The organism is Microcoleus sp. T3_D1 (genome assembly GCF_036700405.1).
Classification (GTDB): Bacteria; Cyanobacteriota; Cyanobacteriia; order Cyanobacteriales; family Microcoleaceae; genus Microcoleus.
In genome coordinates, this window is the sequence record NZ_JAUBOV010000048.1 from 1 (window position 1) to 24,591 (window position 24,591).

The 24,591-nt window shown below is 45.0% G+C and carries 26 protein-coding genes; 7 read left to right on the top strand and 19 right to left on the bottom strand.

Annotated features, from left to right (window positions below):
* Positions 1 to 297 precede the first annotated feature (297 nt).
* From QT992_RS20855 to QT992_RS20865, 3 genes are all read right to left on the bottom strand, one after another.
* On the bottom strand, positions 298 to 1,233 hold the full coding sequence (locus tag QT992_RS20855) for a fused MFS/spermidine synthase (RefSeq protein WP_333377636.1): 936 nt from the start codon (positions 1,231 to 1,233) through the stop codon (positions 298 to 300).
* Positions 1,234 to 1,419: 186 nt separating this feature from the next.
* The gene (locus QT992_RS20860) at positions 1,420 to 2,019 is read right to left on the bottom strand and encodes an adenylate/guanylate cyclase domain-containing protein (RefSeq protein WP_333319578.1); all 600 of its coding nucleotides are present in this window, start codon (positions 2,017 to 2,019) and stop codon (positions 1,420 to 1,422) included.
* Positions 2,020 to 2,025: 6 nt separating this feature from the next.
* The gene (locus QT992_RS20865) at positions 2,026 to 2,757 is read right to left on the bottom strand and encodes a response regulator (protein ID WP_333319580.1); all 732 of its coding nucleotides are present in this window, start codon (positions 2,755 to 2,757) and stop codon (positions 2,026 to 2,028) included.
* A gap of 325 nt (positions 2,758 to 3,082) precedes the next feature.
* On the opposite strand from QT992_RS20865, the gene QT992_RS20870 reads away from it, so the two are divergent.
* On the top strand, positions 3,083 to 3,445 hold the full coding sequence (locus QT992_RS20870) for a hypothetical protein (protein WP_333319581.1): 363 nt from the start codon (positions 3,083 to 3,085) through the stop codon (positions 3,443 to 3,445).
* A 347-nt stretch (positions 3,446 to 3,792) separates the two neighbouring features.
* On the opposite strand, the gene QT992_RS20875 is transcribed toward QT992_RS20870, so the two are convergent.
* Together QT992_RS20875 and QT992_RS20880 are read right to left on the bottom strand one after the other, a co-directional pair.
* Positions 3,793 to 4,083 (bottom strand): ABC transporter substrate-binding protein, encoded by a 291-nt coding sequence (locus tag QT992_RS20875; protein WP_333377640.1) that lies wholly within the window; start codon positions 4,081 to 4,083, stop codon positions 3,793 to 3,795.
* Entirely contained in the window at positions 4,073 to 4,522 is a 450-nt protein-coding gene (locus tag QT992_RS20880; protein WP_333377643.1) for an iron chelate uptake ABC transporter family permease subunit, read from the bottom strand. Before QT992_RS20880 ends, QT992_RS20875 begins: the two co-directional genes overlap by 11 nt.
* 196 nt (positions 4,523 to 4,718) lie before the next feature.
* Here QT992_RS20880 and QT992_RS20885 point away from each other — a divergent pair, with 196 nt between their 5' ends.
* The 3 genes from QT992_RS20885 (at position 4,719) to QT992_RS20895 (ending at position 6,864) form a co-directional block, all read left to right on the top strand.
* Complete coding sequence (locus tag QT992_RS20885) at positions 4,719 to 5,165, top strand: SufE family protein (protein ID WP_333319587.1); 447 nt, start codon at positions 4,719 to 4,721, stop codon at positions 5,163 to 5,165.
* A gap of 14 nt (positions 5,166 to 5,179) precedes the next feature.
* The gene (locus QT992_RS20890; protein WP_333342922.1) at positions 5,180 to 6,085 is read left to right on the top strand and encodes an alpha/beta hydrolase; all 906 of its coding nucleotides are present in this window, start codon (positions 5,180 to 5,182) and stop codon (positions 6,083 to 6,085) included.
* 68 nt (positions 6,086 to 6,153) lie between these two features.
* Positions 6,154 to 6,864 (top strand): DUF6282 family protein, encoded by a 711-nt coding sequence (locus QT992_RS20895; protein ID WP_333342921.1) that lies wholly within the window; start codon positions 6,154 to 6,156, stop codon positions 6,862 to 6,864.
* A 21-nt stretch (positions 6,865 to 6,885) separates the two neighbouring features.
* Here the strand turns inward: QT992_RS20895 and QT992_RS20900 are convergent, their stop codons facing one another.
* Positions 6,886 to 8,481, bottom strand: coding sequence for an IS1182 family transposase (locus QT992_RS20900; RefSeq protein ID WP_333377646.1), 1,596 nt, complete (start codon positions 8,479 to 8,481; stop codon positions 6,886 to 6,888).
* Positions 8,482 to 8,597: 116 nt separating this feature from the next.
* Here QT992_RS20900 and QT992_RS20905 point away from each other — a divergent pair, with 116 nt between their 5' ends.
* The gene (locus QT992_RS20905; protein ID WP_333336576.1) at positions 8,598 to 8,858 is read left to right on the top strand and encodes a hypothetical protein; all 261 of its coding nucleotides are present in this window, start codon (positions 8,598 to 8,600) and stop codon (positions 8,856 to 8,858) included.
* A gap of 244 nt (positions 8,859 to 9,102) precedes the next feature.
* On the opposite strand, the gene QT992_RS20910 is transcribed toward QT992_RS20905, so the two are convergent.
* On the bottom strand, positions 9,103 to 12,096 hold the full coding sequence (locus QT992_RS20910) for a right-handed parallel beta-helix repeat-containing protein (protein WP_333336578.1): 2,994 nt from the start codon (positions 12,094 to 12,096) through the stop codon (positions 9,103 to 9,105).
* Positions 12,097 to 12,651: 555 nt separating this feature from the next.
* Between QT992_RS20910 and QT992_RS20915 the strand changes: the two genes are divergently transcribed.
* Positions 12,652 to 12,792, top strand: a complete 141-nt coding sequence (locus QT992_RS20915) for a SufE family protein (RefSeq protein ID WP_333319595.1) — start codon at positions 12,652 to 12,654, stop codon at positions 12,790 to 12,792.
* 108 nt (positions 12,793 to 12,900) lie between these two features.
* Here the strand turns inward: QT992_RS20915 and QT992_RS20920 are convergent, their stop codons facing one another.
* The 3 genes from QT992_RS20920 to QT992_RS20930 form a co-directional block, all read right to left on the bottom strand.
* Positions 12,901 to 14,364, bottom strand: coding sequence for an MFS transporter (locus QT992_RS20920; protein ID WP_333336580.1), 1,464 nt, complete (start codon positions 14,362 to 14,364; stop codon positions 12,901 to 12,903).
* 207 nt (positions 14,365 to 14,571) lie between these two features.
* Positions 14,572 to 15,720, bottom strand: coding sequence for a homocitrate synthase/isopropylmalate synthase family protein (locus tag QT992_RS20925; RefSeq protein WP_333336582.1), 1,149 nt, complete (start codon positions 15,718 to 15,720; stop codon positions 14,572 to 14,574).
* Positions 15,721 to 15,898: 178 nt separating this feature from the next.
* The gene (locus QT992_RS20930; protein ID WP_333319601.1) at positions 15,899 to 16,393 is read right to left on the bottom strand and encodes a thioesterase family protein; all 495 of its coding nucleotides are present in this window, start codon (positions 16,391 to 16,393) and stop codon (positions 15,899 to 15,901) included.
* 144 nt (positions 16,394 to 16,537) lie between these two features.
* On the opposite strand from QT992_RS20930, the gene QT992_RS20935 reads away from it, so the two are divergent.
* Complete coding sequence (locus tag QT992_RS20935; RefSeq protein ID WP_333319603.1) at positions 16,538 to 17,389, top strand: universal stress protein; 852 nt, start codon at positions 16,538 to 16,540, stop codon at positions 17,387 to 17,389.
* A gap of 121 nt (positions 17,390 to 17,510) precedes the next feature.
* Here the strand turns inward: QT992_RS20935 and psbM are convergent, their stop codons facing one another.
* The 9 genes from psbM to QT992_RS20980 form a co-directional block, all read right to left on the bottom strand.
* A complete protein-coding gene (gene psbM / locus QT992_RS20940) occupies positions 17,511 to 17,624 on the bottom strand; it encodes a photosystem II reaction center protein PsbM (RefSeq protein WP_015177760.1) in 114 nt (37 codons plus the stop codon).
* A 296-nt stretch (positions 17,625 to 17,920) separates the two neighbouring features.
* Entirely contained in the window at positions 17,921 to 18,217 is a 297-nt protein-coding gene (locus tag QT992_RS20945) for a 2Fe-2S iron-sulfur cluster-binding protein (RefSeq protein ID WP_333155992.1), read from the bottom strand.
* A gap of 147 nt (positions 18,218 to 18,364) precedes the next feature.
* The gene (locus QT992_RS20950) at positions 18,365 to 20,212 is read right to left on the bottom strand and encodes a TolC family protein (RefSeq protein WP_333319605.1); all 1,848 of its coding nucleotides are present in this window, start codon (positions 20,210 to 20,212) and stop codon (positions 18,365 to 18,367) included.
* 142 nt (positions 20,213 to 20,354) lie between these two features.
* The gene (locus tag QT992_RS20955) at positions 20,355 to 21,740 is read right to left on the bottom strand and encodes a TIGR03279 family radical SAM protein (RefSeq protein WP_333336583.1); all 1,386 of its coding nucleotides are present in this window, start codon (positions 21,738 to 21,740) and stop codon (positions 20,355 to 20,357) included.
* 92 nt (positions 21,741 to 21,832) lie between these two features.
* Entirely contained in the window at positions 21,833 to 22,186 is a 354-nt protein-coding gene (locus QT992_RS20960; RefSeq protein ID WP_333336585.1) for a DUF5615 family PIN-like protein, read from the bottom strand.
* Positions 22,187 to 22,192: 6 nt separating this feature from the next.
* Positions 22,193 to 22,525: a DUF433 domain-containing protein gene (locus tag QT992_RS20965; protein WP_333336587.1), complete on the bottom strand. Its 333-nt coding sequence runs from the start codon at positions 22,523 to 22,525 to the stop codon at positions 22,193 to 22,195.
* A gap of 61 nt (positions 22,526 to 22,586) precedes the next feature.
* Positions 22,587 to 22,922 (bottom strand): hypothetical protein, encoded by a 336-nt coding sequence (locus QT992_RS20970; protein ID WP_333336589.1) that lies wholly within the window; start codon positions 22,920 to 22,922, stop codon positions 22,587 to 22,589.
* A 566-nt stretch (positions 22,923 to 23,488) separates the two neighbouring features.
* The gene (locus QT992_RS20975; RefSeq protein ID WP_333336591.1) at positions 23,489 to 23,659 is read right to left on the bottom strand and encodes a hypothetical protein; all 171 of its coding nucleotides are present in this window, start codon (positions 23,657 to 23,659) and stop codon (positions 23,489 to 23,491) included.
* Between the two features lie 27 nt (positions 23,660 to 23,686).
* Positions 23,687 to 24,589: an undecaprenyl-diphosphate phosphatase gene (locus QT992_RS20980; RefSeq protein WP_333319624.1), complete on the bottom strand. Its 903-nt coding sequence runs from the start codon at positions 24,587 to 24,589 to the stop codon at positions 23,687 to 23,689.
* Positions 24,590 to 24,591 lie beyond the last annotated feature (2 nt).

Consider the following 24,591-nt stretch of genomic DNA (forward strand, 5'->3'; position numbering starts at 1 on the left):
GCAGTTATGGATCGCGAATTAAATAACTTACAATTTTAATTGTTATTGTGGGATGGGCGCCCCGCCCGTCCAAAAAGGACGGGCGGGACGCCCATCCCACAAACTTGTGGAAGTTATTTAATTCTCATTCCTATATCAAATCCGGTGGCATCGGATTTGATATTACCTACAGTCAGGAGACGACGCCGTGCGGTTTCCCTACAATTAATCGGGCGATGGTTATATCTCTTATATTCGTATCAGCAACAGGCTTTCCGGCCTGTTCCACAAAGAGTAAACCGGGAGTTATTATAAATATCAGAATAACCAGCAATCAAAATAACCAGCGGGAGGCGAATCGTCATGCAAAATTTGAGCTTGGTCTAAATTAGGTATAGCTTCCGCCAATTCTCTACCTAATTTTACTTCCTGTGCTCTCTCTGTTAAGGGAAATGAAAATTGATAGCCATCTTGCAAATATTTTGCCCTAGCAACAATCTCGTCTTTCTCTAAAATAGCGCTGTTGCTACCAATCAAAACGCTGTTAATGTCCTTCCACGGACACACGCACACCTGAGAGAACACGCTTTGAAAAGTCTTGATTTTTTCCGCATAAAACTCATCTCTTTGCAGCAGATTTACCAGCACAACTCCTGCTGTTGACAAGTGTTTTTCGCAGAGTTGATAAAATTCTTTGGTGGATAGGCGGTGGGGAAAGTAGCCGTTGCCAAAAGCTACGTCGATCATGATGATATCGTACTGAGTATCTGATTTTTGCTGCTCTAAATACTCTCTGCCGTCTTGAATTGTTACAGTTAGCCGATCGTCCAATTTTACCCCAAAACACTGTGTAGCTGCTTCGATCGCGATCGGATCGACATCCGCACATTCTATAACAGTTTCCGGCAAATAGTGGTGCAAAACTAACGGAATTCTGCCGCCGCCAAATCCAGCTATGTAGATTCTTTGAGGTTGGTTTTGCCACACTAAACCTAACATCATCGCCTGAGTATATTCAGACACTAGATGTAAAGGATTGTTGAAATCGAAAACAGATTGCAGTAAATCTGTTTGCTGATTTATTTTTTCTACTAAAGATAGCTTAATGTGCGATCGCTCTTTTGTGACTGCAACATAGTGAACACCCGACTCTTTGCAAAAAATAACTTTGTCTGGCTGTTGCTGCAGCCAAGCCAGCCGCTGTCCAATAGCGGATAAATTAATAGATTGCCAAGTTTTGTGTTCCTCAATCATCTGATTTTAAATTTTATTTAAATTCGATATTCTCTAGGAATATAGTCTCATCAACCCGGTTGGTACGCAAATAGCGGAGTAGCCGAAACTCTGCGAATAAACCGGGTTTATAGCGAAGGCTGGCCAAAGTCATGTTCTCCTTTTCCAGCAGGGCCAAGAACGAGAAGACCACAGAAATTAACCCGATTACAGCCGCTTGTACGCCACCAATTCCAAACCTGAAACCGAAAGTTCCACTTTTTCCCAATTTTGCTTGTCACCTTCCAACTTTTCAAAGGCTGCTGAGGTAAGCAAAATCTCTCCGCGTTCCGCCAAATCCTCTCCCAGCTTGGATGCCAGATTAAATTCCGATCCGTACATATCCTCTCCTTCCAGCATCAAAACATCGCCACAGCCAATACCAATGCAGAGGTAAATATCCATCTCCGGCGGCAGTGTCGTGTTGACAGCCGCCGTTTGTTTCAAAGAGTCGATCGCAGCTTCCACCGCTGATTTTACATCGGCAAAAACTGCAAAAATATTGTCGGCTTCCTCCTTAACTACAGTGCCGCCGTATTCTGAAATTATCGGTTTGACAATTCCGTGCATCCGGTGAATCATTGCCAAAAAATGAATAATTCCGTAGCGGACTGTCGTGCGCGAGAATCCCGACATATCCATTACTAAAATGGCGTAATTTTTGCGAAAAGATTCATTAATTTTTGCATCAATTTCCGCCATTCTTTCGGGATGCTCGTTTCTTTCTTGCAGCAACTTTTCCAAGTTAGCGCGGTTATTTGTTTTCATTTTTGTTTAATTAAATTCCCAATCGCGACACAGTTCTTGAGGGCGGCCAGCAGGATGCACCGCACAATTGATGCCATCCTTACCGTAATAATAATCGCAGACTTTGCAAGGTTTAGTTTGCTCTAATTTTTTCATCAAAATTGTTCGGATTGTCTGGACTCGGTTGCGATACTTGTTTGCATTCGAGTGACTCGGTTCAATTGCCAAAGCTTGCTCGAAAGCTGCTAAGCTGGAATCGTACAATTTAATAATTTGCGAACTGTATTTTGTCCAAGCATCGGCATGGCTTTGATACAGTTCGACTGTACTTAAATTTAAAATTCCGTATTCTGTCCAAGCGTCGGCTGAAGCTGGATCGAACTTAATATTGGCATTGAGCAAAACTTTTTTGATCGTTGCTAAAAGTTCCCTCGGCTGCCAAGGTTTGCTAACATAAGCCTCGGCGCGATCGCGCTGGAACCTCGCAAATAAAGCTAACTGCTGTCCCTTGCCTGTTAAAAATACCACCGGTATGTTCCGAGTTTCGGGATTAGCTTTAATTAAACGACAAACCCCGTAGCCGTCCAGACGGGGCATTATGACATCTAATAATACTAAATCAGGGCAATTTTTCTCAATTTTATCCAGCGCTTCCACACCGTCAGATGCCTGAATTACATTCAATCCGCTGCATCTCAACTGATGTGAAATGCACTCCCGCTGGCTGCGGGAATCTTCCACCACTAAAACTGTACTCATCACTCCCCACCTGGTTTCTGAGGTAAACTTGTTCGCTGCTTCGAGTAACCCTTGCTGAAATCAGTTTACCCGCCTTGGATGAATTTGTTATCACTGGCAAGCTAAATTTACTAAAATTGCAACAAATCTTAAACTGGGGAGCAAAGAGGGTACTTATCAGAAAATGCTGGTTGCTAATACGCGGATAATTGTTGAAGGTTTGGGCGACAAATATTGGGCTTTTAAGCCTTAATAACGGCAAATCGTACTGATATGGGACGAAAACCTTGTTGAATTGCAACAGATAATCGGCTACTGTGTACGTTGAAGTTCTTAAGGACGACAAATGAATCGATTGCTCCTCACTTTATTGGTAAGTCCGACGCTGTTTGGATCTGTGATGTCTTTTAGCGCGATCGCAAATCCCGCTCTAATTGGCGAAACACCAAGCCAATCGGCTGATTCGCCCCAATGCGTGCGATCGCCCCACACTCAGCGTCTGACTTGCGTGCGGCTTCCTGGCAAGTCTGCTGCTGTGGCTTCTAAGCCGAGAATTACTTGGCAGCGCCCGGGTGAAGAACGGGTGGCGATGCTGGATTTTTCGGAAGCAGAAAGCGATGAGGCGGTGGCGCTGTTTGGCTGCGACTGCCAGGCGTGTATCAACTCGCTGCGGCAGTTGCGCGGTTTGCCGCCTCTGGATCTGACTTGAGGCCGATCGATCTCATATCTTGCATCATTCTCAATAAACCTTTTATGAACAGGCTCTCCGGCCTGTTCCACAAGAAAACTTATCTTTTCTGGAACAGGCCGGAGAGCCTGTTGCTGACAATTGTGCAAGATATCAGATCGATTGTGAATTAACCTTTTATGAACCGGCTTTCCGGCCTGTTCCACAAGAAAATTTATCTTTTGTGGAACAGGCCGGAGAGCCTGTTGCTGACAATTGTGCGCTTTTGAGTACCTTTAGCTTTCTCACTTTTAGAGAAATTATAGTCAATTTGTTCCATCATTTATAGAGATTTTTTATCTCTATAAATCGGGTCTCTACTTTTTAGCTTAAATTTGTTTAAGTTGAGCAGTTGCTTGCTCAATTTTTTCGATACTACCTGGGTTGACCAATCCGTAGTAGTCAAAAACGTAAACTCGATTATTTTTTGTGGCTGTTAGTTGATTCCAAAATGAATCGGATTTAAATTGGTCTAAAATTCCTTCTCCGCGATCGACTACAATGATAACTTCGGGATTAGCCTCTAAAACCTTTTCCGCTGAAAGCGTCACGTAGCCTCGCACGGGGCTATCTCCTTGCAATTGGGCTGCGACATTTTTCACGTTAAACTTACCCAGCAAATCTCCAGCACAACTGCTTTGATTGGGTGATAAAATCGATCGAAGTTAAAATAGCACCTATCCAAGCCGCCAAAGGCAGCCAAGTTTGAAATATTCCCAAAGCCAGCATGGTAATCGCAACCAACCCCGCACCCGCCGAAATTCCTAATACAAAAGGATCGGCTAAACCGTTGCGGAGCAAACCTTGCAGCAAAGCCCCTGACATTCCTAAAGCCGCACCAACCGTCAGCGCCGCGGCAACTCTGGGCAAACGCAATTCCCAGAAAATAGTCTGATTGACAGCATCACCTAGGTGCAGAAATGCTTGCCACAATTGAGCGGCAGTCATGGGTACCGCACCAAAAGAAAGCGAAAGGGCAATAGTTAATAGCAAACCCAACCCCAAGAATACAACTGCCTGAAAAACTCGATATTTTAGCCAGATTCTTTGCAGAGTCACTACATTACACCACAATCTTGATTAACAGCACTAAATACCATATTTCCTCTGTTTATAACTCTCGAACTCGTTAACTACAATAACAATAACCCATTCACCTGAAGACGGCTTCAGTGGGAGCAGATGAGCAGGCGATCGCACCCGCCGCCAAAATTAAATGTATAATATTAACGAAGTAAACCGCGACGAGTGAATCATGTCCGCAAACACCGCGCTACCCGCAGCCCTAGCTAAAATCGTTCAGCGCTTTCAGCGACATTCCGATCCCAAACAGCGCTACGAACAACTGCTGTGGTATGCCAAAAGACTCCCAGCATTTCCCGAAAGCGACAAACTGCCGGAAAACAAAGTTTCTGGCTGCGTGTCGCAAGTTTATGTTACTGCAAATTTGGCAGAGGGAAAAGTTTTGTATCAAGGCGATTCAGACGCTCAGTTAGTCAAAGGATTAGTTGGCTTGTTGGTGGAAGGTTTGAGCGGATTAACGCCTGCTGAAATTGTCACCATTACCCCAGATTTTATTCAAGACACGGGATTGAATGTGAGTCTGACACCTTCCCGCGCTAACGGATTTTACAACATCTTTCAAATGATGAAAAATAAGGCGCTTGCTTGTGAATTGAGCAAGCAAGCCGAAGAAAATTAAAAGAATAAACAGCCATGACTCAAACTACCAATTTAACAAAATCACATTCTGGCAACTATCCCGTCGCAGTCCAAGAATATCTCTGGAATTGGCAAGAAACGCAAATAAAAGTTATTTACGAAACCAGAGGACAGGGAAATCCTGTATTGCTGCTGCCGGCTTTCAGTACGGTTTCGACGCGAGAAGAAATGCGTCCTTTAGCAGAATTGTTAGCTTCTAACTTTCAAGTTGTGAGCTTAGATTGGCCGGGTTTTGGCGAATCGGATCGGCCGCGAACCGACTATCAACCGCAATTATACCATCAATTTCTCAAGGATTTTGTTGAGGCAAATTTTAATAGTCCTGTGGCTGTAGTTGCGGCAGGTCACGCGGCGGGTTATGCGATGCAGTTAGCGCAATCCAAGCCCAATGTATGGTCAAAGATTGTCTTAGCTGCACCGACTTGGCGCGGGCCTTTGCCGACGATGAGCAAACAGCAAAGTGGCTGGCACGGAATCGTGAGAGAATTAGTACGATCGCCCTTACTGGGACAATTCCTATACAAACTCAACACTGCGCCGTCATTCCTCAGCCTCATGTACCGCCGCCACGTCTATGTCGATGCAGCTAAAGTCACGCCAGATTTCATCCAAAGCAAATGGCAAGTGACGCAAAAACCAGGTGCTCGATACGGTTCCGCTGCCTTTGTGACTGGTGGTTTAGATACGGCAAAAGTGCGATCGGAATTTACAGATAATTTTCAACAATTAGCAGTGCCGGTGATGGTTGTAATTGCTGAAAATGCGCCGCCCAAATCCAAGGCTGAAATGGAAGCATTAACGGAATTACCGGGTGTTGAATCGCGAGTTATTCCTGGTTCTTTGGGTATGCACGAAGAGAATGCAGAAGCTTTGGCAAATGCGATTCAATCTTTTATTTGAGAGGATTAAGAGGGGATGAACCGCAGAGGGCGCAGAGAACGCAGAGGGGAGAAGCTTCCAGGGGATGAATGCAAGCTTTTTTTTTAACGTTAGTTTGGATGGTTTGCTATTGGTTTTGTCTGCCAGTTTATGCTGTCGGAGATCCGCCGATAATCAATTTGCCACAGAGTATTATTGAAGGTGCGATCGACTTTCACATTCATTCTTCTCCTGATGTGATTCCCCGCAGGTTGGATGATTTTGAAGTAGCGAAATTAGCTGCTGGGGCGAAGATGAAAGCTGTTGTATTGAAAAATCATTATGCCAGCACAGCAGGGCGGGCAGTTTTGGTTAATAAAATAGTAGCAGAAATCGAAGTTTTCGGAGGAATTGTTCTCAATCATTCGGTAGGTGGCATTAATCCCGAAGCTGTTGACGCAATGCACCGCATCGGTGGCAAATACGGTAAAGTAGTGTGGCTACCAACGGTTGATGCTGAGCATCATTTGCAGGTTTTTCACAAGCCGAGAATGGGGATTAAAGTTGCGGAAAATGGCAAGGTTTTACCGGAAACAGCAGCGGTGTTGAAGATTGTAGCCAAAGAGAATTTGGTATTGGAAACCGGTCATATTTCATCAGAAGAAGTGATGGCGGTTGTCGGTGCAGCCAACCTGCTCAATATTAAGAACATCCTGATTACTCACGCAATGGCAGATGTACCCGGTTTGTCCCTAGAAAATATGCAAAAAGCGGCCCAGATGGGAGCTTTTCTAGGGCGTCGGTTCAGTATTAGGAGTTGACAAAAAAAGGACTTTATGAAATTAGCCAGTGCATGAGTTCGACTCTATGCCCCGTTTAATTGGCCGAACCCTATCCATTCGAGCAATGACATGAAGATTATGAACAACAGCGACTCGCCGTAGATCGAAGAGATTTTTCCGCAGTCCAATATAGCGAGCACGGTTCCCCTGCCAATGGCCAATATGAGCCAGAGAGTGTTCAACTGTAGTACGTTTTCTCAAGTCTTGGCGACCAATAGCAGTGGATTGACGTGCTCGCAACTCTTGCATTAAGGCTTCATCAGGATGAATTGATACAGTCCGTCCTCTTTTACTATTCGTGCAACCAGACCTCAGAGGACAAATTGCACATTCATTCTGAGGAAAATGAACAGTTTTCCCCGGTTCAAATGGGATACTTACCTGATTGGGACAGCGAATTAAATGCGTATCCCAGTCAAGAAAAAAAGAATTTTTATCAAACCGTCCAGAATTTCTGACCGGCCACGCCTTGCAAAATATCTGTAATTTATCATCCCGTTGTGTCACCCAATGACTGGATAAATAAGCCCGGTCAATATGTAACTCGGCTAGGTGAATATTTGGAAATTTTAAGTCACGTTCTAGGTCAACTGTAGCAGCGGATTCTGGAGTATTGGCGCGTGTCAACGCAACCGCGCAAACTACACCACTCTCTAAATCTTTGAGGACGTGACGTTTATATCCATCTATTTTTTTAGAGCGGCTTTTACGCCCATGCCGCATATCGGGGTCTTCGATAGAAATGCGACGATCTTTGGCGACCCCTTGGCGGAGAGTCGGAACTCCTTGAGAGTCTAAAGTTACATTTTGGGATTCAATGACTCGGGCAACACACAAAGAATCTTGAGCCGCTTCAAAGTCATCACAATTAGCCTGGCTTTGCATCCATTCTTCTACGGAATTTAAGCTATTTAGGAGAATTAAGAGCGCATTTTGACGTTCTACTGGATCATCCCAGTTTAAATCTAAGGCCGTTTTTAAGCTGGAACTATTAACGATGGGTGCACCTGCTTCATGGGCAATTTCTGCTGGCTCCCTCCCCTGCACAGCAGCTATCACACTCACCGCCTTACGCAAAGCATGACCCAATAGATTATATGTATCTTCGACTTTCCCGGCTCCCCATAACGGGGATGAATCTAAAGCCACTTTAAGTTGAGATGAGCCAAATCCACCTTTTTGTTTGGCAATTTCTACGGTGCGGTCAATTAAACGTTGGTCTAGTTCTTTTTTAATTAAGCCCTTTCTGAATCTCACCAAAGTGGCTTTGCTAAAAGGGGGAGTTTCACAATTGAGACAATCAAGAACTAACTGCCAACGTTGATCCATGAGCATTTCTTCAATTACTTCATCATCAGAAATGCCTAAGTAGGCTTGCAGAATAATTGCCAAGGCAATTTGTGCAGGAGGAATTGGGCTCTGACCCACTGTGCTGTCTTTAAAAATTGTAGCAAGTTCTTCTTGAAACTCATCATTAAATATGAATGAACGATTCAATCGAAGAAACGTGAATAACTTGGCTCGTTTAATGCGTTTGACGATCGACGCTTCAGCGTCTGAGAGTTCAACTGGAGGATGCCATAAGGGAGGACGCATAAGGTTTCTTCCTTCTTCCTGATTGTGAGAATTTAACAGGCTTCTCAATTCACATATCATTTCCCGTCTGTTTTGTCAACTCCTGATACTGAACCGACGCCCTAGAACTAGCATTTGTGAACGATTTGATGGGAGAAAATGCCGCTGATGACGGACACAAAAACTGGCATCAAGTTCCTATTAGTAAAATGGCAGCAGCGATTAAACTAATAGGAGCAGAGCATTTTGTAATGAGCACGGATTTAGGAAGAAAACCCGATCCTTTGCCTGCGGAAGGTTACAAATTATTTGTGAAAAAATTGATAGATGAAGGCATTTCCCCGCAGGAAATTGATTTAATGATGAAGGAAAATCCAGCTCGATTGTTAGGCATTTAGAATTGGTAATTGGTAATTGGGTATTGGGAATCGGGGATTGGGAATCGCTAATTGCGAATTCTCTTCCCTCTTCCTTCTTCCCTCTCCCCTCTTCCTTCTTCCCTCTCCCCTCTTCCTTCTTCCTGACATCCGTTACATCCGTTACAGAATCCGTTGCCGAACTTCCCTCTTCCTTCTGCCTTCTTCCTGACATCCGTTACATCCGTTACATCCGTTAAAGAATCCGTTGCCGAACTTCCTTCTTCTATTCTTGATTGTCTTTGCCGCGCAGGTATCCGTTATCTGCTATGCGCCAAGCACCCCCAGCATTGCCCGTTAAATCGCTATCTTCCACGGTAGCAATGCCATCTCTGTAAACGGCGATCGCCTCACCTTCATTACCATTAATCCGACACCGGCGCACGATCAATTTTCCTCCCAATCCGACACCTATTCCCAAACTGCCGTTGTCAAAAATACTGCAATCTTCCACCGTTGCTTTCCCATTATCCGATATAAAAATTCCGTTCCATACCCCATCATGAATTTGACTGCGGCGGAGGATAGAATTTGCATCAGGGCCGAAAATTCCCACCACAGAATAGTCCGCAGAAGTGATATCGCTGTCTTCTACGATTAACTCGCCTTTGCGAATATCTACAGCGTAATATTTTCCAGTAGCACTCAGGGTTAAACCCCGCACTAAAGCAGTATCAGTTGCCATTTTAATGCAGTTTGAGTTGATACTTTCAACCACAATGCGATCGACCTCTCCGCGGCCGATAATTTCTACCGATTTGTCGAGAATTAGACTTTCGCGGTAAACGCCTGGATGCACCTCAATGTGAGTGCCCGGTGCTGCATTTTTCAGCGCTTCGCTAATAGTAGTATAATCGCCTTGACCCTGCTGAGAAACAACAAATCCTTGACTCTTCCCAACTTTGGTATGTGAAGTAGATGCTTTAATTTGCCCTGACTTCGACTCAAACTGCTCAGATTGTCGATCGCCCGCTTCGGAAAGTTGCGATGTTAGCTGCAAGCGTTCTTGATAAACTGTCTCTAGCTGATGTTCTAACTCGCATACTTGAGATAGAAGTTGAGCTTGATTCTGGTTTGCTGTCTCGATTTGACTTTGAGTTTCCGAGAGTTGAGAATAAAGGTGCGATCGTTCTCTGTTAGCAGTTTCTAGCTGAGATTCCAATTCAGTGCGACTTTGACGCACACTTTCTAGCTGGTGTTCTAACTCGGAGATTTGAGATTGAAGTTGATTTTGATTCTGATTGGCTGTCTCGATTTGACTTTGCAATTGGGAGATTTCAGAAGTGAGCTGAGATGCCAATTCAGAGCGAATTTGACGCACACTTTCTAACTGAGCTTCTAACTCCGATATGTGAGATTGAAGTTGATTTTGATTCTGATTTGCTGTCTCGGTTTGACTTTGCAATTGGGAGATTTGAGAATTGAGTCCAGATTCCAATTCAGAGCGACTTTGACGCACACTCTCTAACTGGTGTTCTAAGTCGGATACTTGAGATTGAAGTTGAGTTTGATTCTGGTGGGCTGTCTCGGCTTGACTTTGAATTTCCGAGAGTTGAGAATAAAGTTGCGATCGTTCGGTGTTAGCTGTTTCTAGCTCAACTTCTAATTCAGAGCGAGTTTGACGCAGGCTATTTAGCTGATTTTCTAAGTCCGATACTTGAGATAGAAGTTGAGTTTGATTCTGATTAGCCGTCTCGATTTGACTTTGGGATTCCGAGATTTTAAAAGTGAGCTGAGATTCCAATTCAGAGCGACTTTGACGCACACTCTCTAACTGTTGCTCTAACTCGGATATTTGAGATTGAAGTTGATTTTGATTCTGGTTTGCTGTCTCGGCTTGACTTTGCAATTCCGAAATTTGAGAAGTGAGTTGAGATTCCAATTCAGAGCGATTTTGACGCACACTTTCTAACTGTTGCTCTAACTCGGAGATGTGAGATTGAAGTTGATTTTGATTCTGGTGGGCTGTCTCGGTTTGACTTTGCAATTCCGACAGTTGAGAATAAAGTTGCGATCGTTCTGTATTAGCAGTTTCTAGCTGAACTTCTAATTCTGAGCGAGTTTGACGCACACTCTCTAGCTGAGATTCTAAGTCGGATACTTGAGATTGAAGTTGAGTTTGGCTCTGGTTGGCTGTCTCGATTTGACTTTGCAATTGGGAGAGTTGAGAATAAAGGTGCGATCGTTCTGTGTTAGCAGTTTCTAATTCAGCTTGCAGTTCTGATAACTGAGACTGGAGTTGCGAGCTATCTCCTTCCTTGCGATGTATCTGAGACTCCAATTCTGACAACTCAGACAGCAGCCTTTCTCGCTCTACAACAACCATTTCGGATTGAAGTTGTACTTCATGAAGTTGAAAGTTTAACTGCATTTTCTCCAGATTAGCTGCTTCTAACTGTCTTTGCAGTTCTAATAATTCAAAGGGAGGTTGCTTTGCTTGTTGGCGAGCGGTTTGCAATTGAGAGTTGAGTATTTCACGTTCTTGCTCTGCACTCTCCAATTGAGCTTGTATATCTGACAATTCCGAAGTAAATTGCGATCGCTCTGCTTCGACTAATTGCAGTTGAGCTTGCAAACCCGACAGTTGAGACTGAAGTTGCTGCCGCTCTTCAATGGAGCGATCGAACTTTATTTGAATTTCCGACAACTGGTACAGTACCTGCAATCTGCTTTGAGTAGCCGTTTCCAACTGACTCTCAAATTCCGACAGCAAAGCGTGAAATTGAGAACGTTCTGCATCAACCGCCTCTAACTGTGCTTGCATTTCGAGCAATTGAGCGTTAAGCTGCGATCGCTCCCGATCCGCAACTTCTAACTGATATTTAAGTTCGGCCACTTCTCCTAACTGCGACTCAGCTTGTTGAGCATTTTCTAGCTGAAACTGCAAATCAGCAATCAGAGAATCAATCTGCGATCGATCCTGGGCAATTCCTGCCAAAAATGCTTCCATTTCCGACACTTGATTTTTTAACAAGTCTTGCTCGCCCGTCACAGTTTCCAACCGACTTTGCAACTGAGATAATTCAGAATTTAGCTGATTTTCATTCTGCACCTTTTGCCGCAATTCCGAAGTTCTGGCATCCAACTGACCAGCCAAATTCGATATAGCCTCCTGCGAACCCTGCATCCGCACCAAATTGCGTGAATTTCGCTTATTCAAAATTAGCCAGCAGACTAATGCCCCGCCTCCAAATCCTATTAATAAAAGTAATGCTTGCATTTGTTTTATCTAATTAATATCAATTGAGCTATTTTGATGCAGACCCAAAAATGGACATCTACCAATCGCTATCTTATATCGTTTCCGGTTGCATCGGAATAATAAAATCGAGTCAACAGTTAACACTCAAGCATTCAGTTTTACGACTGCGAGTCAACTGTCAACTGTCAACTGTTAACTGTCAACTGTCATGAGGAGTGCAACCGGAATTGATCTTACTCAAAACTATCACAACTTGCCAGCCTGTGTTCACTTGGATCGAGAATTTATATTTCTTTACAAATCCCTTTTGGTTACAGGTAAGGTGCAGCGCACCCTGCAAGTCCGATTAATGAAGCAAATCCACAATATGAGGAATAATTTCGATATGCTGAGTCAACAGTTTATATTACTGCAAATTTGGCAGACGGAAAAGTTTTGTCTCAAGGCAATTCAGCCGCTCAGTTAGTCAAAGGATTAAGCTGTCACGCATTTAAATTGCATATTCAGGGCGGGCTCTTAGGCCCAACCCCTACTCCCCACAAGAATTAGATTGTTTTTTGACATTCTATTTAAATGCACAACAGCTTAGTTGGCTTCCTGGTGGAAGGTTGGAGCGGATTAACGCCTGCTGAAATTGCCACCATTACCCCAGATTTTATTCAAGACACGGGATTGAATATGAGTTTGAGACCTGCCCGCGCTAAGGGATTTTAGAAGAGTTTTCAAATGATGAAAAAACAAGCGCTAGAATCCCAGGTAAGTGAGCAATAATAACTGAATTAAGCATGAAAAATCCTCAGTAAAATCAACAGCCAATGATTTTTATAGAAGAGCAGCTTTTTTATTTTCTCTCACCCAAAACAAAGTTGCAAACATTGTCGAAACCATTAATAAAACCCCAAGCACCAAAAAAGTAGTATGTGTAGCAAAAAGTAATGCTTGTACAGGCGCATTGCTAATATCCATATTCGGTGCAAAATTAGCGCTAAAACTTGTTGTAAAGAAGAACAAAGCACCTACTATTGGTACTCCCAGCATCTGCCCTAATATCCGCGAAAATGACAACAATCCCGAAGCAATACCTAATCGCTCTTTTGGTGCGGCTCCCATAATAGAGCTATTGTTAGGAGAGTTGAACATCGCCACTCCTACCCCATAGGGAATAATTCCCCAAATATACTTGATGACTGTTAATTCAGTATCAAATCGGCTGATTAAAAAACATCCAATTGCCATAAATACTAGACCCATCAAAGTAATTACCTGCGTGCCAAAACGGTCGGAAAGAATACCCGCAATAGGCGCAGTCGTCACAATCAGAACTGACGGTACTACCATTAAAAAACCAGATTTTTGAGTTGAATAGTGTTCAAGGAAGGTGAAGAAAAAAGGAAGGATGAAGATGACACCTGCGATCGCGAAGTTTGCAATAAAACGTAGCGTTAAGCCCAGGCTAAACTCTACGGATCGAAATATTTTAAAGTCGATCATTGGTGCTGCTATTCGGGATTCAAACCATAAAAAGCCAATCAAGCTGACGAGAGAAAAACCCAGCAGATTTATGGCAATATAAGAATTACCCTTCTGTAATAGGGTAATGCCAAGAATAAAAGAAGTTAAGACTACGGTCAATATCAGCGTACCGATGATATCAAAGTTTTCTGGGTTTCCACTAATCGCAGAATTAGGTACAAAACAAGCCACAATCAAAATGGCAACAATCCCAATCGGAACATTCACCCAGAAAATTAAAGGCCAGCCTCCCACACTCATCAGCAGTCCTCCTACCATAGGCCCCAAGGTAATCCCCATTCCGTAAATTCCCGCTCTAATACCTAGTCCCAGTCCCCGCTCTGCCGCTGGAAATGCCTCCACAATCATCGCAGTTCCCAAGCCTGATAAAAACGCAGCACCTACTCCTTGCAATCCTCGAAATGCTATTAAAAACCCGACATTTGGCGCCATTCCACACAATAGTGAACTGATCGTAAAGATTGTTAAGCCAATAATGTACAATCGCTTCTTGTTCCAGATATCACCTAATTTTGATACCAATATTACAAATATGGCGATGGCCAGCAAGTAACTTAAAACTATCCATTGACTCGTGGCAAAACTGGTATGGAGAGATTCAACCATAACTGGCAAAGCCAAGTTAACTATATACACATCCAAAGCAAAAATGAATACACCAATACCAATACCAACTGTAGTCCACCATTTTTCAGATGATTTATTCTCTTCTTGCCTTAATTCGTTAGAGTTTTCTGCTGGGGTTATTGACATTATTACTATCTAGGGAGAGGTGGGTAAGCTGTGTTGCATCTATATTGCCTATGGTATTAGAGAGGGAGAGGGTCCGATGGGGAGCGGGGGAGAGGATTTGAGGATTTTTGATCGGGACTCGAAATATACAATTTAAATGCACAACAGCTTATTATTCTTAAATAATCCAAACTATAGCATTTTCTACTGGGTAGGTGCTACTGGAAATTAGCAATTATCAATAATTTCTATAAAGTCTTTATCGATATCGATTGGGGTTCCTCTTTTAGCAATTTCTTTAACTTTTTTAAGAATCTTAGCTACTAAATGTTTGTTTTCAGCTAGTTCCTCTCTGCCAATCTGCTTTAGAGCTAATTCTACAGCAGTCAATCCCGATTGCATCCCTAATGCAATACTACTTTTAATTCCCAAAGTTTCTGGATTTAAACTTTGATATAGGCGATCATCTTTGGCCATTGCCGTAACGTGAACACCTGCATAATGGGTAAAAGCATTTTTCCCCACGGCAGGGTGATGAGGAGAAATAGGTACATGAGAATACTCGCTTACCAAATTATACAAATCTTTCAAATATCCGAGTTTCCAAAAGTTTTTCTCCTCAATAATGTCGGATAAATTTATTAGTAATTCGGCCAAATCCACTATGCCAGCTCTTTCCCCTAGTCCCATCACGCTGACATCAATAATATCTGTTCCAGCTCTGTAGGCATCCAAGGCATTTGCTAGAGCTAAACCTCGGTCGTTGTGGCAATGAACTTCTATTTGTGGATATAATTCTCGTTTGGCTAGTTCCTCCTTCAGGATTTTGACAAAATAATAAATACTACGTTTTTGTTGAAATGGGGTTGTATATCCAGTGGTATCAGCTATGCTGATTATATTAGCTCCAGCCTGCACTGCTGCACTAGCCGCCTCAATCACATTTTTCAGAGGAGATCGAACTGTATCTTCCGGCGTATAGCGAATCAATAAACTATCATTCTGCTCTCTAGCATAAGTTATTACTTCCACAATTTTATCTATGGCGGCCTCTAAACAGATATTATAGTCGCATTGCAATCGTTGAGAGGATACACTAAAAAACACGCCTAAAAAGCTGACATTACAATCCAGGGCTTTTTTAACATCCTCTATTCGGCAGAGCGAATGAGCGCCTATTTTTGCTTTTAGTCCAGCATTGGCAATGCGGGTAACGGCTAAAGCAATTTCGCTATCTACAGCAGGATTGCCAGCTTCAATAATATCAACTCCTATGTGGTCTAAAAACTCCGCAATTTTTAACTTTGTTTCAGGTGCGAAATAAACTCCAGGGGTTTGTTCTCCCTCTCTCAAGGTAGAATCAAGAATTTTAATCATAATCTACGATCAATTTACCTACTAACACAATCTTGAAAAAGGGGCTGGCATCGGCGATGGCACAATACCTTATAGAAACTTGAGCCATGACCCCCAATAGATATCTCCAAAAAATACAGTCAAAGGCCACCAGGATGCCTGCTCCACAAAAGTTATTGGGGAGATCTAATAGATAAGTCTAAGGGTAGATCGCCAACTTTGCCAAAGCTGCCTGCACTGTTGGGGGTAATTGACGCATAATCTTACCTTTGTCCCGATCGACACCAACCAAAGTTACCTGTGCTGTCACATATAACTCCTGAGTATCAGCCGATCGAATTTCGTAATCCCAAAGCAGCCGCACACCCTCGGTAGCAGCCATCCGCGTTCTGACTGCCACAGATTGACCCATTTGTACAGCCCGGTGGTAGCGCAGCGAAAGTTCCACCACGGGCAATTCCAAACCCTGCGCCACCCAGTCTGCATACTCGATGCCAAGAGATCGCAAACTTTCCACCCTAGCTTCCTCCATCCAAGCCAGATAAGTCCCGTGCCAAACCACACCGCTGTAGTCAGTATGGTGAGGGTACACTCGCACCAAATATTCAAACCAGCCTTCAGAGTCTATCCCGCGCCGATTTTGAATAGCACCAGCCGGTGCGAGTTCTGGTTGAGTTCGATCGTTCTCTAACACTTTACAAATCGTTCCAAAACGCTACATTTCTACAAATCATAAGACAAACTTCAGGCTTATGCTTGACAGTAAGCAACTAGAGTACCAACGCCCTAGTTTAACGTCGCACAAGAAAACTCAACTGTTTTTACCGCCAAAAAAACCATGATAGAAAAAATTTTAGTAGCCGTCGCCGGTCGCGGCTTGTGCGAAGAGATGTTTAATATGTTGATGGACATCCCTTCCTTGCAACAAACCTCTGTCACCGTCTTGCACGTCGTGCCGCCCCAGGTAACCTCCGAGGGCATGGCCGAGAAGTTGGAAGAAGGAGGCAAGATTTTAGCACAAGCAGTCCAGTCTTTGAAAATAGATCCCAGCAAAGTCAACCCCCGGCTCAAACAGGGAGACCCGAAAACCACCGTTTGCCAAGTCGCAGAAGAAGAACAATCCGACTTAGTAATTATGGGTTCGCGGGGACTCGGACGGCTGCAATCGATTTTGGAAAACTCAGTCAGCCAGTACGTTTTCCAGCTAACATCCCGACCGATGCTGTTAGTAAAAGACGACATCTACGTCAAAAAAATCAAGCGCGTCATGGTGGCCGTAGACAAATCAGAAGCTGCCAAACAGTCATTACAGCTTGCGCTATCTTTGGTCAAAGAAGTCAGTGGCCCAGAGATAATTTTAGTACACGTCACCAAAGATTTGACGGGAAAATCCAGCACAGATTTAACAGCAAGTGCTGAAAAAGACGCTGTATTGGCCCCAGCAGTAGCACTAACCAAACAAATGGGAGTTAGCTACCGCTGCGTGAGTGCTACAGGCAAGCCAGGGGAAGAAATTTGTCGGATTGCAGACGAGTTGAATGCCGACTTGTTGGTAATCGGTTCCCCGGATCGGCGACCCAATGTTGCCAAAAACTTTGTGGATATCGATCGACTCCTGGGAAATTCCCTATCAGACTACGTGCGAGTTTATGCCAACTGTCCCGTCTTGCTAGCCCGCACAGTCGGCTAGAGTGTCAACGTTAAGAGTTAGCAGCTAACACTCAACATTTAACAAAAAAAGCGCCTCAGCAAAAAGCTGTTGGCGCTTTTTTTTTGCAAGCAGCAAAGCCAGAGAGAAATAGCAGCAGTTGCTAATCTTTTCTACCTTGACGGCTAGCTGTTTGAATGTACAGAATGATTAGAAAAACACTGGGAACCAATACAAAAAGAATGGTTGCCACAAACCCTAAATCGTTAACTTCCATGAAGACGCTCGCCTCTATCGGAAAATAGAAAAACACACACAACTAGGATATCACTCAAAGGCAAAAGGCAAACTCGAAGACAGAAGAAGAGCTGACGGATAAGCGTCGAAACCCGCTTTCTGCCTGAATGCCTCGTTGCCCAATCTCTTATTTTTCCTAGAAACCAACTTTCTTTTCCTAGGCGAGCAAAAGGCGTGATTATACAGTGAAATAGGAAAAAAAAACAAAATTATTGCATTCTGCATTTTTCTTTCCTTCTGCATCTCTAGCATCTCTAGCCTTCTGCCTTCTGAAAGTCACGGTTTAGTCTTCACGCTCACCTGGCCATTGACCATAGCTTGACAAGCCAACCGATAGTTTTCGGGCTTTTTCTTGAGCTTGCGGTTCTCAAAGTCAGTGCGGGGCGACAGATTTTCACTGCCCTCGACAATTTCTACAATGCAGGTGCCGCATTGACCAATGCCCCCGCAATTCATGAGCTTGCCCGAAAAGCTGTACAAATCGATGCGGTTTTCTAGAGCTTTGAGCCTCAAATTGGCCCCGTCTGCGGCGATGACTTCCTGATTTTCCTTCACAAACTTGATATTGGCCATTGCCGATTCCTTAACGCAGTTGACATGGAACTCTATTACAAAATATTAACTAATGTGTCGGACGTTTAATACCCGATGTCTAATTACCTGTGTGATTAAAGGACGCGCGTGCGTAGCTCTCCCGTAGGGAATCGCCCCAACCCAATCTCAAGGAGCATCCGAGAGGTTATTCGTCGGAAGATTGCTCACAGCCCGCTGGAGAGACGAAAGCCCCAGGTTGTAGGTGACAATTGCCGACAATCGGTTTCTCTCAGCCCTAGTCAAATCAGTTTCCGCCTGAATCACATCCGTCTGAGTACCCACACCAGCTTGAAAGCGCAGTCTAGCCAGACGCAGAGCTTCCCTTGACTGCAAAACCCCCGCCTCAGAAGTTTCGATATTCTCAAAACTCGATTCTAAGCCAAAATAAGCTTGTTCCACTTCCCGGCGAACCTGATTGCGGAGTTGGTCGAATCGACTTTCGGCGATCGCAATATCAGCATCCCGCTGTCTCACCCTCGCGTTCGCCGCGCCCCCATCGAAGATACTCCAAGTCAGACTCGCCCGGATCGAATACCCGTCGGCCCACCCACGAGTAGCAAACGGGTTGGGGTCGTCAGGGTCTTGGCCCAGCACGTTGTAACTACCCCCAACACTCAGTTGAGGCAAACGCCCCGCCTGAATCGATCGCCTCTGCTGCTTGCTGATATCCCTCTGCACCAACTGCTGTTCCAACTCGGGGCGATTCTTAAAAGCCTGCACAATACTCTCTTCCAAAGACAGCCTCCAAGAGCCCGCTTGTTCTACCGGATCTGCCGCTGTCAAGTTCGCCGACTGGCTGACATTCAAAATCTCAGCCAGACGCCGCTGGGCAACTCGCTGGTCGCGACGAGCAACTGACAGTTGTTGCACTTCGTTAGCCAAATTTGCCTGAGCCTGCAACACAGCAAACCGGGTTCCCACCCCTGCCCGTTCCAGGGCTTCGGCATCCCGCAAACTTTGCTGGGCATTTCTGACCGAAGCTTGGCGGATGGCAACTTGTCCGTCCGCGTTTTGCAAGTTGTAGTAAGCCTCAGCAGTGTCGAAGCGGAGTTCCTCGGCTTGGCGTTCCACATCCAGTTCCCGAAGGCGCAACTGTTCCTCTGCCGCGCGGATGTTAGCCCGCCGCCTTCCGAACAAATCGATGTCATAGCTCAACTGCAAAGTGCTGTTGAGACTGTTGCTGCCTAAATTTTGGCGGGCTTGCTCGGCGGGCTGCCCGGTTCCGTTAGCCCGAGAGTTGTTGAAGCGCTGCTGAGCCCGGACTCCGAGTTCTCCGCCGGCAGTCACAGACCGGCTCGCGTCCATTTGAAAATTCAGGTCTGGATAAAGAGCAGCTTGCTGTTCGCGCAAAGCGGATCTGCTTTGTTCCACTTGCTGTCCGGCGATTTGCAAAACTTGGCTGTTGCGGCGCGCGAGGTCGATCGCCTGCTGCAAGGTAATTGACTCTGTTTGCTCGATCCTGACATCCTCCGGGTTTGCCGGAAAATTCAGCGGATTCGGGTTGGGTTCCAGGGAAGCCGGAGGCTTGGTGTCTAAAATGCCCCTCGGAGGGAGAGGGGGGAAACTTTCGTTCGGAGTGCCCCGGAGAATTGGTACCGGGGAACTCGGCACAGGAACATTGTTGGGAGGGTTTGGGGAAGGCTGCTGAGTCTGTGTCGGTTCCAACCCTCTTAGAGGCGTTGAACCGGCCTGAGACAGAGTTGATGGGGAAGCCGGAGCAGCCTGTTGAGGCTTTGATGCTTGCTCGGGCCCGGTTGGGGGGTTAAGGGCGATCGACTGTTCGGCGTGTGATGCTGATTCTGCTGCTGTGTTCGAGGTCGATCGAACATTCTGCCCTAATTCGACGAGCTGATTGCTAGGGGCCAAGCTGTCCTGAGACTGAGCCGGAGGCTGTGCTGAAGCACTCTGTGCGGCGTTGCCCAAAGTAATTGCAGCGCCCACTCCGACTCCGATGATTTGACGAAAAACACGCATAATTTTTTAATTACTCTGCAATCCTAAGAGACAATTTTAGAGCAAGATTGAGGTCTCAAGTTTCTAGTCTGTAGCCTGAACTCGACGGTTACAAGTCACAATTACCATACTCATCTTAACTTTTGAATGTTCGATTCAAAATTTAGAATTTAACTTCAGCATTTGCCAGACCGATCGCCGCCGAGATTAGTTCCTCTACTCCGCTCACCGGCAAAATCCGGGTTTTCAGCGAGCTGGCGAGCTGTTCGAGGGTCATGTCGTCGAGAAAACGCGGTTCCCCCTGTTTTAGCATCACCGACGGCAGCAGGATGCCATCTCCCAAGTCTCGCCCCTGCAAAGCTTCGAGCAAATCTTGCCCGGTAAGCAAACCCGTGACAGTGATAGTTTGTCCCCAGTAGCGGCTGCACAGTGCTGCCATGTTGACGGACAAGCCGGGAATTTGGTTTAGTTGTTGTACGATCGGCTCAAAAGCTTTTTCGACAGCATTCCCCACCACCCAAACTAACTTGCGATCGGGCTCGACTTGCATCGGTTGCAGCTTCTCAAAAGCCGTTTCAAACTGCTGGATAAACTGCCTAATCGAACCCACACCATTACCAATTTGCGGATAATCTTCGTAATCAGCAGCCGACGGCAAATCTAAACCAGCTATTAAAAACCACTCGTCAGCCAGCCAAATACAGCGCGATTTTGAATTCTGCTTTTTAGCTTTTGGGCCACCTTTTCCTGTACTTAAAAGCACTTGAATTTTCTGCACTTGCTCGATTACTTCTCGCGCTTTTTGGGCAGTTACTGCGATCAGTTCATCTTCGGCAGGACGAAAGCGAGTTAAACCCACCGGCACTACAGCCACCGATGCTACAGCGGGAATACTTCCAGTATGAAACTTTGCCAAATCTAACAAAGTGCGTTCTAAATGTTCGCCATCATTAATACCAGGACAAACAACTACCTGAGCGTGAATTTGCAAGCGGCGTTCTTGAAACCATTTGATTTGTTCGAGAATCTTCCCAGCGCGGAGATTTTTTAGCAACCGAATTCGCACTTCCGGTTCCGTAGCGTGCACGGAAACATAGAGAGGAGAAAGCCGCATTTGTTCGATTCTGTCCCACTCTTTTTGAGACAAATTTGTGAGAGTGAGATAGCTACCATAAAGAAAACTAAGTCGGTAGTCATCATCTTTGAGATACAAAGTTTCGCGCTTTCCCGGTGGTTGTTGGTCTATAAAGCAAAAAGGGCAGCGATTGTTGCACTGAATTAGTCCGTCAAAAAGAGCGGTTTCAAATTCCAATCCTAAATCTTCGTCGTACTCTTTTTCGATTTCTAACTTGTGACTTTTGCCTTTACTGTCTAATACTTCTAATTCTAGAAATTCATCGGCGCACAGGAATTGATAGTCGATCAAGTCGCGGGGTTTTTGACCGTTGACGGCGACGATTGAGTCTCCGGCATCAAATCCGATTTCGGCGGCGATGCTGTCGGGGATGACTTTGCTGATTAGGGCCGGACGTGTTGACAATTCGCTCATAAGTTCGCTAAATTAGTAAGCTTTAAAATAATCTATTGTATGTATTAAGCCACATTAAATTTTTATCGTTAATTGTGCCTATTTTACGGCGGTTAGCGTAAAGGTAAAAATCGCACTTGCCCTTCCCATTCTCCTTCCAGACTGCACTCAGCAATTAGCAAAATTTCCTCGATCGCCAAACCTACAGATACACGGCGGCTGACTTCAAATAATCCAGGCATCGCAAGACCTGCTTGGATTCGATCGTAGGCGAAGTTGGTCATCGTTGCTACATCGTGAGTTAGTACCGCGCGCCCTTGCAGCGCTGCCCATTCTAAGACGGTTGGGTCGTCTGCTTCTATCAACCCCATATCTTGAACGCGGACAATATCAACGTCGGGATTTCGCCGCATAATACCCCGAACAATCTGATTGTTAAAGTTCTCGTCTGCCAAGAATCGCAGCATATAAAACTACCCTTTTTGGTTGCGTCTTGCTAATAGGCGATCGCGTATTCCAACTGGGTTAAAACGCCTTTCTGCTTCCTGCTGAACTTCTGCGGCAAGAAGCTGACGTTCCATCAGATAAGCATCAACTTCGGATTGGTGTCGCAAGTAATAACCGATCGCAACATAAATATCGGAAAGCTCAAGAGACGGGTACTGTTCCCGGATTTCTTCTGCTGTGGCTCCTTCAAGAAAAGCTGTAATGACTGTATCTAGGGTGACGCGGGTTCTACCAACACGGATGACATTGTTTGCATCAGCCACAAGTGGAATTGGTTCAGCCGTAGGAACGAGTAGCATTGTGAGGTTGAGAGCAATATTAGTTTTCTCTCTTCAGCATAGCCGATCGATACTCCCCGCTCTAATATATTTTTTCTGCACGTCCTCCTGCAATCCGTACCTCAAAGGTATTCCCGATCGCGCGAGGCTGCCATCCAAGCTGCACTGCTTGTTGTATCCATTGTGCTACATCAGAGGGCGTTACTGGTTTCACTTCGTTAGTACCCCAACATTGAGGATGAGGTCGATCGGTGATGATAACTAACACCGAACCCCGTTTTTGGGCGTGTTCGACACCAACATGAATATTTCCGCCAGCGTAGCATGATTGCGTATAAGTAGCTTGTCTTCGGATTAGCCAGATGAAACTTTCCCCATCAACAATTATTTTTCTGGCTCCTTTTTTCGGTATTGACATAGTTTGCTAAGGTCGATCGCCTTTAGAATCAGAATAAGTTCTGGGTTGTGAATTTAGCTTGGCTGTGAGAGGATGTATCAAAAATATGTATTTATGAAACTCAAAATTTTGACGGGTTCCTGACAGGCTTAGGATCGCGAATTAAATAATTTACACTCTTGAAAGTGGGGAGTAGGGGTTGGGCTTATACCCCGCCCTTTCTGGACGGGCGGGACGCCCATCCCACAAGAACCATCACGCATTGTAAGTTATTTAATTCTCATTCCTTAGTTGTTTTTGCCAGCACAACACCGCTCTTTTGTCAACCCAGCCGTCCGGGAAATAATCGCTTTTTTTGCGATACTCTTCCATATATTAGCACTGGGATTCTGAACGGAGAAGCCGTTTGAAATCTGATACTATTGTTCTCACAATTCCGGGAGAGATAAAGAAGGACATCGCTACACCAATGCTAGCAGCAGGAACCAGCATAATTAGCGCTAATTGTGCATTTTGGGGCTCGCTATCTTTGAGCATTCTACATTTTTCACGGCGACGCTCACTTTGAGTTAAAAGCTAACAGCTTGTCAGCTTTTAATAAGCTTTTTATGAACGGGCTCTCCGGCCCGTTCCACAAGAAAATTTACTCTTTGTGGAACAGGCATCTTGCCTGTTCTTGTTTTGTGGAACAGGCAAGATGCCTGTTCTTGTTTTGTGGAACAGGCATCTTGCCTGTCCTTGTTTTGTGGAACAGGCATCTTGCCTGTCCTTGTAATTATAACAACCTACGCATTTTTCACTGCCCCACCTGCGATCGCCGTTAAAATGGCTACGCCAAAAGCCAGCCGATACCACACAAATATCCAGGTATTTTGAGTTTGCAGGAACTTCATCAGCCACGCGATCGACAAATAAGAAAACACAAATGCCGAAATCGTTCCCACTATCAAAGCTGCAACTCCAGCATCGCCGATTCCTTCTCCTAAAGCACCCTTCAATTCCACTAATCCAGCCAGAGTAATTGCCGGAATTCCCAATAAAAAAGAAAACCGCGCGGCGGCGGGTCTTTCCAATCCTATAAACAATCCTGCTGTTAGAGTGGAACCCGATCGCGAACACCCCGGAATCAATGCAATTGCTTGAGCTAATCCCATCAAAATACCATCTTGAACAGTTAACTTTTCATAAGTGCGATTGCGCTTGCCAATTTTTTCTGCTATTGCTAACAGGAGCGACATGACGATCGAAGCAATGGCGATGCTGGTCAAACTCCTGAGTGGCGACTTGTCAAAATCGGGAACCAATGCCTTGATTAGCAGCCCAAAAAAGACTATAGGTATTGTTCCCAAAACAAGCCCCAGGGCCATTTGAAACTCATGCGATTTGTAGTCGCGCCGCACCACTGCATCTACAGCACCAACAGTTATATTTGTCAAGTCTTTCCAGAAATACCAAAGCACTGCCACAATACTGCCCAACTGAATAACAGCAGTATAAGCAACCCCCGGATCGCCCCATCCCAGGGCGATCGGCACTACCTTTAAATGAGCGCTGCTGCTGATGGGCAAAAACTCGGTTAATCCTTGTACAATTCCTAAAATAATCGCCTGCACCAGATTGATTTGAGCCGGCCCGGAAACATCAGCAGCCGGCGTTTGGGCGACGAGTGCATCAAGCAAAGCTATCATTA

Excerpts from the sequence above, each read along its gene's own strand:
- QT992_RS20855 (WP_333377636.1), bottom strand. The coding sequence starts at position 1,233 with ATGATTGAGGAACACAAAACTTGGCAATCTATTAATTTATCCGCTATT.
- QT992_RS20860 (WP_333319578.1), bottom strand. The coding sequence starts at position 2,019 with ATGAAAACAAATAACCGCGCTAACTTGGAAAAGTTGCTGCAAGAAAGA.
- QT992_RS20865 (WP_333319580.1), bottom strand. The coding sequence starts at position 2,757 with ATGAGTACAGTTTTAGTGGTGGAAGATTCCCGCAGCCAGCGGGAGTGC.
- QT992_RS20870 (WP_333319581.1), top strand. The coding sequence starts at position 3,083 with ATGAATCGATTGCTCCTCACTTTATTGGTAAGTCCGACGCTGTTTGGA.
- QT992_RS20885 (WP_333319587.1), top strand. The coding sequence starts at position 4,719 with ATGTCCGCAAACACCGCGCTACCCGCAGCCCTAGCTAAAATCGTTCAG.
- QT992_RS20890 (WP_333342922.1), top strand. The coding sequence starts at position 5,180 with ATGACTCAAACTACCAATTTAACAAAATCACATTCTGGCAACTATCCC.
- QT992_RS20895 (WP_333342921.1), top strand. The coding sequence starts at position 6,154 with ATGCAAGCTTTTTTTTTAACGTTAGTTTGGATGGTTTGCTATTGGTTT.
- QT992_RS20900 (WP_333377646.1), bottom strand. The coding sequence starts at position 8,481 with ATGCGTCCTCCCTTATGGCATCCTCCAGTTGAACTCTCAGACGCTGAA.
- QT992_RS20910 (WP_333336578.1), bottom strand. The coding sequence starts at position 12,096 with ATGCAAGCATTACTTTTATTAATAGGATTTGGAGGCGGGGCATTAGTC.
- QT992_RS20915 (WP_333319595.1), top strand. The coding sequence starts at position 12,652 with ATGCACAACAGCTTAGTTGGCTTCCTGGTGGAAGGTTGGAGCGGATTA.
- QT992_RS20920 (WP_333336580.1), bottom strand. The coding sequence starts at position 14,364 with ATGTCAATAACCCCAGCAGAAAACTCTAACGAATTAAGGCAAGAAGAG.
- QT992_RS20925 (WP_333336582.1), bottom strand. The coding sequence starts at position 15,720 with ATGATTAAAATTCTTGATTCTACCTTGAGAGAGGGAGAACAAACCCCT.
- QT992_RS20935 (WP_333319603.1), top strand. The coding sequence starts at position 16,538 with ATGATAGAAAAAATTTTAGTAGCCGTCGCCGGTCGCGGCTTGTGCGAA.
- psbM (WP_015177760.1), bottom strand. The coding sequence starts at position 17,624 with ATGGAAGTTAACGATTTAGGGTTTGTGGCAACCATTCTTTTTGTATTG.
- QT992_RS20945 (WP_333155992.1), bottom strand. The coding sequence starts at position 18,217 with ATGGCCAATATCAAGTTTGTGAAGGAAAATCAGGAAGTCATCGCCGCA.
- QT992_RS20950 (WP_333319605.1), bottom strand. The coding sequence starts at position 20,212 with ATGCGTGTTTTTCGTCAAATCATCGGAGTCGGAGTGGGCGCTGCAATT.
- QT992_RS20955 (WP_333336583.1), bottom strand. The coding sequence starts at position 21,740 with ATGAGCGAATTGTCAACACGTCCGGCCCTAATCAGCAAAGTCATCCCC.
- QT992_RS20960 (WP_333336585.1), bottom strand. The coding sequence starts at position 22,186 with ATGCTGCGATTCTTGGCAGACGAGAACTTTAACAATCAGATTGTTCGG.
- QT992_RS20965 (WP_333336587.1), bottom strand. The coding sequence starts at position 22,525 with ATGCTACTCGTTCCTACGGCTGAACCAATTCCACTTGTGGCTGATGCA.
- QT992_RS20970 (WP_333336589.1), bottom strand. The coding sequence starts at position 22,922 with ATGTCAATACCGAAAAAAGGAGCCAGAAAAATAATTGTTGATGGGGAA.
- QT992_RS20975 (WP_333336591.1), bottom strand. The coding sequence starts at position 23,659 with ATGCCTGTTCCACAAAACAAGGACAGGCAAGATGCCTGTTCCACAAAA.
- QT992_RS20980 (WP_333319624.1), bottom strand. The coding sequence starts at position 24,589 with ATGATAGCTTTGCTTGATGCACTCGTCGCCCAAACGCCGGCTGCTGAT.